The following is an 8,726-nucleotide window of genomic DNA, read 5'->3' on the forward strand; positions in this document are numbered from 1 at the left end:
GCGGGTTGGTCTCATGAACACACGCAATCGACGCGACGCGCCGGTCGCCATCAGCGGCGGCAGCGGCTTCATAGGATCGAACCTCGCCGACAGCCTGTTGTCGGATGGCGAGCCGGTACTGGTGATCGACAATCTCAGCCGTCCGGGCGTCGAGCAGAACCTTGAATGGCTGGCGCAAAAACACGGCGGTCGCCTCACGGTGGAGACGATCGACGTGCGGGACGCCAACGCCCTGGCGCCGGCTCTGATGAGTTCAAAGGCGATCTTCCATCTGGCCGCGCAAACCGCCGTCACCACAAGCCTGGTCCAGCCAGGCGAGGATTTCGACATCAACCTTCGGGGAACGTTCAACGTTCTGGAGGCGGCGCGACTGAGCGGTGAGCTTATCCCGGTGATCTTCGCCAGCACCAACAAAGTCTATGGCAGCCTGCCCGACGTCGCGGTCCGCGAGGACGGCGATCACTATGTGCCTTGCGACAGCGTCATCCAGGCGCACGGCATCGATGAGGCTCGGGGCCTGGACTTCTGCACGCCCTACGGTTGCTCCAAAGGCGCGGCGGATCAGTATGTGCTCGACTATGCCAAATCCTACGGCATGCCGACGGCGGTGCTGCGGATGAGCTGCATCTATGGACCGCGCCAGTTCGGAACCGAGGACCAGGGCTGGGTCGCACACTTCCTGCTCAGCGCGCTGACGGGACGCCCAATCACCATTTACGGCGACGGCAGGCAAGTGCGCGATATCCTGCATGTCTCCGATGCCGTCGCCGCCTACAGGGCCGTGCTCGATCGCATCGAGACCACCAAAGGCCAGGCATTCAATCTTGGCGGCGGCCCGGAAAATGCGGTCAGCCTGCGCAGGCTGTTGAGCGAGATCCGTAGCCTGACCGGCCATGAGCTTTCAATCCGCCACGATGGGGAACGCACGGGCGACCAGCCCTTCTTCGTCGCCGACACCCGCAAGATCAAAACCGCGCTTGGCTGGATGGCCCATGTTTCATGGCGCGAAGGCGTCCGCGACCTCGCCGACTGGCTGCAGCGCCATCGGCTCGAGCCTCGCCCTGAAGCCGTGAGGTACGTCGCATGAAAATCGCTTTGGTAAACCCATTCTGGACCTACGACGACAGCATCTATTTCGGCTGCCGCCAACCACATCTGCCGCTGGAACTCGGCTATTCGAAGGCCCTGCTCGAAGCCGCCGGACATGAGGTGCTGATGCTGGATGGGCAGTTGCAGAGGCTCGATAATTCCGGTCTCTGCGAGCGGGTGGCTGATTTCGCCCCGGCTATGACCGTCGTCAGTACCGCCCCGACCTATCTGTTCTGGCGCTGCGCACCGCCGGAATTGCGTGTGCCGGCCGATTTCCTCAACCGTCTCGCCGGGCGCGGTGGACGCACGGTCGCGGTCGGGCCGCACGGCTCGGCGACGCCGGCGCCGACCTTGCGCAAGCTCGGCGTCGACATCGTCGTGAGCGGCGAATGTGAAGAAGTCGTCGAGCAGCTTGCCCGGCGCGATGATTGGAGCGCCGTGCCCTCAACCGCTTATCTGCGGGATGCCAAGGTGGTTTCGAACGGAGGCGTCCACGCCAGCTCGTTTGTCGATCATCCGCCACTCGAATGGCCAGCGGACTGGATCGCAGCCCATTCGCACCACCATCACAGGTTCGATGACAATCAGGTGGGGTTCGGTGCGGAAGTCGAGGCATCGCGCGGCTGTCCCTATAACTGCAGTTTCTGCGCCAAGATCGATTTCCGTGATGCCTATCGCCGTCGAAACCATGAAGCGGTGGTGGCGGAGATCGATCGGCTGATTGCCCAAGGTGTCGGCTACATCTACTTCATCGACGAGATCTTCCTGCCGCAAAAAGCGTTGCTGGAAGCCTTGGTCGATCGCGACGTGAAATTCGGCGTACAGACCCGCATCGATCTGTGGAAGCCCGAACTGCTGGAATTGCTGGGCGCCGCGGGCTGCGTCTCGATCGAGGCCGGCCTCGAAAGCCTGACCGTCGAAGGTCGGGCAATGCTGGCCAAGCGCTGCCGGCTGGGTACCGAGGAACTCGCCGCGCTGCTCGTCGATGCCAGACGTCACGTTCCATTCGTTCAGGCCAATCTGATCGGCGTGGTCGAGGATGATCCCGCCCTGGTCGAGCACTGGCGAACCCACCTGATCGACCACGGCGTATGGGCCAACGAACCTGTGCCGCTTTACCCGTATCCGAGTTCGCCCAGCTACCGCGAGCTTTGGGGCGAACCCGACGACCTTGCCTGGGAACGCGCCCATGACCACTACCTCGCATCTTTCCAGAAATTCAGTGACATCCAGGAGAGGCGGCCGCGACCGCTGGCGGAACTGGAGGCGACATGTTGCGGACACTGACGCCGCGCTCGCGGCGCATCCTGATGACCGTCGATGCCGTGGGCGGCGTATGGCGCTATGCCCTTGATCTGGCACGGGAACTTGTGAACGGCGGCGACAGTGTGGTGCTTGCCGGCCTCGGTCCACAACCGTCGAGGCAGCAGGCTGCGGAGGCGGAGGCTTTCACGACGCTGATCTGGTTGAGTACGCCGCCGGATTGGATGACCCGCAACGGCGGCGACCTCGACGCGCTGCCGCGGGAATTGCTTGCGCCCATGCGCGACCACGCCATCGACCTTGTTCATTTCAACGCACCAACGCAGGCGGCGGGATTCGATGCGCCGTGCCCAGCCGTGGTGGTCTCGCATTCCTGCGTGACGACATGGTTCCACGCCGTCAGGAAACAGGCAGTGGATGGCGCATGGGCCTGGCAGAAGGAGCGCAACAGGCGCGGCTTGGATCGGGCCGACGCTGTTATCGTGCCGAGCCGCAGCCATGCCGACATGCTTGAGACCTGCTATGGCCCGATCGCGCGTCTCAGTGTGGTCGGAAATAGTGCCAGTCCGGTGCCGAAGACCGAAAAGCGCCAACCGCTCGTCTTCGCCGCTGCCCGCTGGTGGGACGAGGGCAAGAATGCGGCGGTGATCGACCAGGCCGCGTCGCTGACGCAATGGCCCGTTTTTGCCGCCGGTTCGATGCACGGTCCCAACGGCGGGCGTACCAGCTTCAGCTATGCTGTTCCTCTGGGAGCACTGCCGTCTCACGAGGTGCGCTCCTTGATGGCGCGCGCCGGCATTTTCGTGTCGCCATCAATCTATGAGCCATTCGGTCTGGCCGCGCTGGAAGCTGCCATGTCGGCGACGCCCTTGGTGCTTTCCGACATCGCAACCTATCGCGAACTATGGGACGGGGCCGCGATGTTCTTTCACGCGCGCAATCCCCACGACCTCGCTGCCTGCCTCAATCGTCTCTCCAGCGATGTCGAACTCAGGCGGGAGCTCGGCCAGGCAGCCCTGCGACGAAGCCGCCGGTTTACACTGGCCAGGCAAGCGGCGGCCATGCGAGGCATCTACGACAAGGCGGCCCTGGCCATGGCGGGGCGCTGACCATGCGCTTTCTGTTCTACACCCACTCGGTCGTTTCCGACTGGAACCACGGCAATGCCCATTTCCTGCGCGGTATCATGCGGGAACTGGTCGCGCGCCGGCACCAGGCGGTCGCGCTGGAGCCGTCCGACGGCTGGAGCCGTTCGAACCTGCTGGCTGAGAAGGGATCCTTCGCCATCGAACGCTTCCGCAAGGATTTCCCAGAACTGATGCCGGTGACCTACGATGTCGGGTTCGATCACGAGGCCTGGATCGCTGAGGCCGACGTTGTGATCGTTCATGAGTGGACGGATCCGAAGCTTGTCGCACGTATCGGCCGTGCCCGGGCCGCTGGCGGCAACTTCATCCTTCTGTTTCATGACACCCACCACCGGGCGGTATCGGCGACCGAGGCAATCTCGGCGCTGCGGTTGGAGCACTATGACGGCGTTCTCGCCTTTGGCGAGGCCTTGCGCGAGAGCTATTTGCGCGCCGGCTGGGGCAAGCGCGTCTTCACCTGGCATGAAGCTGCGGACGATCGCCTGTTCAAGCCGCACCCGGAGATCCACCCCACGTCCGATCTGGTCTGGATTGGAAACTGGGGCGACGATGAACGAACCGCCGAACTCAAGGAGTTTCTAATCGAGCCGGTACACGATCTCGGTCTCGAGGCCACCGTGCACGGCGTACGCTACCCCAAGCCCGCACTTGCGGATCTGGCCACCGCCGGACTGCGCTATGACGGATGGATCGCCAATGCCGACGTGCCGAAGGCGTTCGCCGCGCATCGTGTCACCGTCCACATCCCGCGGCGCCCCTATCGTGAGGGTTTGCCTGGAATTCCGACGATCCGCATGTTCGAGGCACTCGCCTGCGGCATTCCGCTGATTTCAGCACCATGGTCCGATGTCGAGCAGCTGTTCAGGCCCGGCGTCGACTTCCTGTTCGCCCACAATGGCTCGCAAATGCGGCAACACCTGCGGGCGGTGTTGGCCGATGCGGATTTCGCGGCTTCCCTGGTGACTTCGGGTCTCGAGACCATCCGCTCGCGGCACACCTGCCAGCACCGCGTCGACGAGTTGTTCGGCGTGCTCACGGAATGCACAACCGAACATACCATCAACAAGACCACCGCAAAGGAAGCCGCCGCATGAAGATGGCATTCTATGGATCGAGCCTTTTGTCGTCCTACTGGAACGGTGCCGCGACCTACTATCGCGGCTTGCTGAAGGCGCTTGCCCAATTGGGCTACGAAATCACCTTCTATGAGCCCGACGTCTACGACCGGCAGAAGAACCGCGACATCGAGGCCCCTGACTGGTGCACAGTGGTCGTTTATGAAGCGACCCAGCACGCGTTGATGCAGGTCGCGGCACGCGCCGCCAGCGCCGACATCGTCGTCAAGGCGAGTGGCGTCGGTTTCGAGGACGAGGCGCTGCTGCGCGCCGTTCTCGACCATGCCCGCAGCGACGCGCTGGTGGTATTCTGGGACGTGGACGCTCCGGCAACCCTTGCCCAGCTGCGCGACGAACCGGACCATCCGCTCCATGGCGCCCTGCAAGAAATCGACCTTGTGCTGACCTATGGCGGCGGCGACCCCGTCGTCTGGGCCTACCGTGCCATGGGGGCGAACGAATGCGTGCCGATTTACAATGCGCTCGATCCCCAAACGCATCACCCGGTCGCCAGCAATGCGCGTTTCGCTTGCGATCTGGCGTTCCTCGGCAACCGGCTGCCGGATCGTGAGGCGCGTGTCGAAGCATTCTTCCTCGATCCCGCAAGCCAGCTGCCGAAACAGCGCTTTCTGCTCGGCGGATCGGGCTGGGGGGACAAGCCGCTTCCCGCCAATGTCGGCTGGCTCGGTCACGTTGGCACCCGCGATCATAATGCCTTCAACGTCACTCCCAAGGCCGTGCTGAACATCAGTCGCGACAGCATGGCCGTAAACGGTTTTTCACCGGCCACGCGTGTCTTCGAGGCGGCCGGCGCCGGTGCCTGCCTCATCACCGACGCATGGCTGGGCGTGGAACTGTTCCTGAAACCAGACGAGGAGATCCTGGTGGCACGGGACGGCGGCGATGTCGCCGAGATCATGCGCTCGCTGACCTCCAGTCGGGCGAAGGCAATCGGCCAGGCCGCACTTTGCCGCGTGCTGGCCGACCATACCTACGCGCTGCGGGCGGACGTGGCCGATGCCGTCTTCAAACGTCATTTCGAGCAGGGGACCGTGGAGGCAGCGGAATGACCAAGCAATTGGACATCGTCTTTCTCGGCCTGTCGCTGTCCTCGTCCTGGGGAAACGGCCACGCCACGACGTTTCGAGGCCTGCTGAAAGGTCTGCACGAACTCGGCCACCGCGTGACCTTTCTGGAGCGAGACGTGCCGTGGTACGCCAACCACCGCGATCTGCGAGATCCGGATTTCTGCGCCTTGCGCTACTACGAAACCACTGCGGAGTTGCAAAGCGACTACGCCCGGTGCCTGGAGCAGGCCGACATTGTCGTCATGGGCTCCTTCGTGCCGGAAGGGCGCGTGGTCATCGACATCGTCGCTTCATTTTGCAAAGGGCGCTTCTGCTTCTACGACATCGACACGCCGGTAACCGTGGCGCAGCTTTCAGCCGATGATTGCGATTACCTGAGCTGGCGGCAGATTCCGTATTTTGATGTCTACTTCTCGTTCACCGGCGGGCCGATGCTTGGCCGTCTGGTGGAGGAGTTCGGCGCGCGCCGCGCCGAACCGCTCTACTGCTCGGTCGACCCGGAACGGCACCACCGGACCGGCGATCCGATCCGCTGGGATCTCGGCTATCTCGGCACCTACAGTGCCGACCGGCAGGCAACGCGGAACGCGCTGCTGCTCGAACCAGCACGGCGTATGCCGGACCGCCGTTTCGTCGTAGCCGGCTCGCAATACCCATCCGACATCACCTGGCCGGACAATGTCGAACGCATCGAACATTTGCCGCCGGCCGATCATGCCGCGTTCTACAGCCGTCAGCGTTACACGCTGAACGTCACACGCAGTTCCATGATCGCTGCCGGATGGTCACCCAGTGTGCGCCTGTTCGAAGCGGCTGCTTGCGGCACGCCCATCATCAGCGATCGCTGGCCAGGGCTCGACAGCTTCTTTCCCGCATCGGCGATTCACAACGCCGGGGAAACGGACGATGTCATCGAAATCCTCTTCGGCGAGTCCGAGCGCACACGCCTCGCCATGGCCCGCCGGGCCCGCGAACGCGTCCTCGCATCCCACACCGGTGCGGCCAGAGCGCGCGAATTCGTGACGGCGTTGACACAGCCAAGGGCGGCGGCCCTCGATTTCGACATCGGAAGCGCAGCATGACCGGCATACAGGAGAAAACGACGATGCGACAAAAAAGAAACGCGCAAAGGGCAAAGGCAGTGCTTGTCGCCGGCGGTGCGGGATTCCTCGGTTCGCATCTTTGCGAAGCATTGCTCCGCGATGGCTGGCGCGTGATCTGCGCCGACAATTTCCTGACAGGGCGCATGGAAAACATCATCTCGATCATGGATCAGCCGGGTTTCCGATTGATCGAGCAGGACATCTGCCGGCCATTGGATCTCGGCGAGCCCGTGGATCGCATCTACAACCTGGCATGCGCTGCCTCGCCGCCGCGTTACCAGGCCGACCCGATACACACCACGCGAACCTGCGTGATCGGCACGCTCAACCTGCTCGAACTCGCTGTCCGATATGACGCGCGGCTGCTACAGGCCTCGACGAGCGAAGTGTATGGCGATCCGGAGCAACATCCCCAGAGGGAGGACTATGTTGGCCATGTGAACTGCACAGGCCCGCGCGCCTGCTACGACGAGGGCAAGCGCACTGCCGAAACGCTTTGCTTCGACTATCTTAGAGCCGGCAAAGCCGACGTGCGCGTCGCGCGCATCTTCAACACCTACGGTCCGAGAATGGATCCGGCGGATGGCCGCATCGTCTCAAACCTGATCATGCAGGCGTTAGAAAAACGTCCTCTGACGATCTTCGGCGACGGCTTGCAAACGCGGTCCTTCTGCTATGTCTCCGATCAGATCGATGGATTGAGGCGACTGATGGACATCGACCCCAATCCGGGCAAGCCGGTCAATCTGGGCAATCCCGGAGAATTCACCATCGTGCGACTGGCGGCGCTGGTGAAGGCGATGACCGGCACCAAATCGGATTTGAGATTTCTGCCGCTGCCGCAAGATGATCCTCGGCGCAGGCAGCCCGATATTTCGCGTGCAAAAGCGCTGCTCGGCTGGACACCGAAGGTGCCCCTCAACGAAGGGCTCAAGCTGACGATCGATTATTTCGCGGCGCTCGAAGGCAGTCGCATCGGCGATCAGATGACAGGCTTTGCCAAAAGAGCGAGGCCGGCATCCGGCGGGCTGCAGAACCTTCCGGCGTGATGCGAGACGGCCGCCGAATCTTTCCCGAGATCGCGCGGAACATCCGCCCAAGCTTGTGGTTTGGCGGGAGGAACCGATACGGAGGATCATCCTCATGCAACCCAAGCGACCCGCGAGGGATATCGACCAGATGGCCGAACGCGAGACGGCTGCCTATCTGCGGCGCGCCTCGATCACCTATCTCGAGTGCTGCGTCAGCTTGATGATGACGCATCTGCAGCGCGAGGAAGTGGCCGCTATTCTCGAGCAGGAAGCAGACATGCTGCGAAGGCTGGACTGATCGGAACGATCATATCAGGCATTCGTCCAGGAACCCTATCAGTCGCATCCTATATCGGTCTGCCGTCGCGGCGAGCCTTGCTTTTTCCCGGCCATTTTCGGATTGCGCAGCCGTGCTCCAGAGCCCGAGCTGGAATGCCAAATAGCACGGTTCGAAAAAGCCGATGTGGCCGTTGTCGATGGCAAGCTTCATTCCTTGGACCAGGGTCCTCACATCGCTGTCGGATAGCCCGTACTCGACACGGGCGCCGGCAATGTCCCACTCTATTGGCTGGCAGCCGATCAAATCGTGTGCCCGGCAATGGTCGACGGCATCTGTCTTGAGCACCCTGCCGTCGGCACGAACGAGAAACTCCCATGGTTGGAGCTTTCCATCGATTTCAACGCGCTGCAGCCCGCTCGCGGGGGCCTGTTTCGAGAGCCAACCGCGCAAGGCTGCCGCGCGTTTTTCGCCCAGGGCTTCCGACGTATTGGAAACAGCCATCTCCGCGAGTGCAAGCAATGATGCACCCGGTTCGCAAGTTCGAAGATTGAGCGCACGCCAGGCCAGGTAATTTGTGAACTCCGCGATCAGTCTTTCCATGGGTAGCGG

At 62.7% G+C, this 8,726-nt stretch carries 8 protein-coding genes and 1 pseudogene; 8 read left to right on the top strand and 1 reads right to left on the bottom strand.

Features of this window, described 5'->3' with window-relative positions; genetic code table 11:
* The 8 genes from EN893_RS09495 to EN893_RS09530 all read left to right on the top strand — a co-directional run.
* The coding region (locus EN893_RS09495) for an NAD-dependent epimerase/dehydratase family protein (protein WP_348632465.1) at positions 1–1,087 on the top strand (1,087 nt) is incomplete at its 5' end.
* Positions 1,084–2,376 carry a TIGR04295 family B12-binding domain-containing radical SAM protein gene (locus EN893_RS09500; RefSeq protein WP_127270573.1) on the top strand — a complete coding sequence of 431 codons (1,293 nt, stop codon included), beginning with the start codon at positions 1,084–1,086 and terminating at the stop codon, positions 2,374–2,376. The genes EN893_RS09495 and EN893_RS09500, both read left to right, overlap by 4 nt.
* Entirely contained in the window at positions 2,361–3,461 is a 1,101-nt protein-coding gene (locus EN893_RS09505) for a glycosyltransferase family 4 protein (protein WP_127270575.1), read from the top strand. Before EN893_RS09500 ends, EN893_RS09505 begins: the two co-directional genes overlap by 16 nt.
* A 2-nt stretch (positions 3,462–3,463) precedes the next feature.
* Positions 3,464–4,594, top strand: a complete 1,131-nt coding sequence (locus tag EN893_RS09510; RefSeq protein WP_127268453.1) for a glycosyltransferase — start codon at positions 3,464–3,466, stop codon at positions 4,592–4,594.
* Positions 4,591–5,685, top strand: a complete 1,095-nt coding sequence (locus EN893_RS09515; RefSeq protein ID WP_127268454.1) for a glycosyltransferase — start codon at positions 4,591–4,593, stop codon at positions 5,683–5,685. The genes EN893_RS09510 and EN893_RS09515 overlap by 4 nt, the downstream gene beginning before the upstream one ends.
* Positions 5,682–6,785 carry a glycosyltransferase gene (locus EN893_RS09520; protein WP_128361511.1) on the top strand — a complete coding sequence of 368 codons (1,104 nt, stop codon included), beginning with the start codon at positions 5,682–5,684 and terminating at the stop codon, positions 6,783–6,785. Before EN893_RS09515 ends, EN893_RS09520 begins: the two co-directional genes overlap by 4 nt.
* A 23-nt stretch (positions 6,786–6,808) precedes the next feature.
* Positions 6,809–7,855, top strand: coding sequence for a UDP-glucuronic acid decarboxylase family protein (locus EN893_RS09525; RefSeq protein WP_027036338.1), 1,047 nt, complete (start codon positions 6,809–6,811; stop codon positions 7,853–7,855).
* 94 nt (positions 7,856–7,949) lie between these two features.
* Positions 7,950–8,135 (top strand): hypothetical protein, encoded by a 186-nt coding sequence (locus EN893_RS09530; RefSeq protein WP_127268456.1) that lies wholly within the window; start codon positions 7,950–7,952, stop codon positions 8,133–8,135.
* 9 nt (positions 8,136–8,144) lie between these two features.
* Here EN893_RS09530 and EN893_RS09535 read toward each other — a convergent pair.
* Positions 8,145–8,726: pseudogene (locus EN893_RS09535) on the bottom strand (hypothetical protein); the annotation flags it as partial.

This window comes from Mesorhizobium sp. M7A.F.Ca.CA.004.04.2.1 (assembly GCF_004022825.1).
GTDB lineage: Bacteria > Pseudomonadota > Alphaproteobacteria > Rhizobiales > Rhizobiaceae > Mesorhizobium.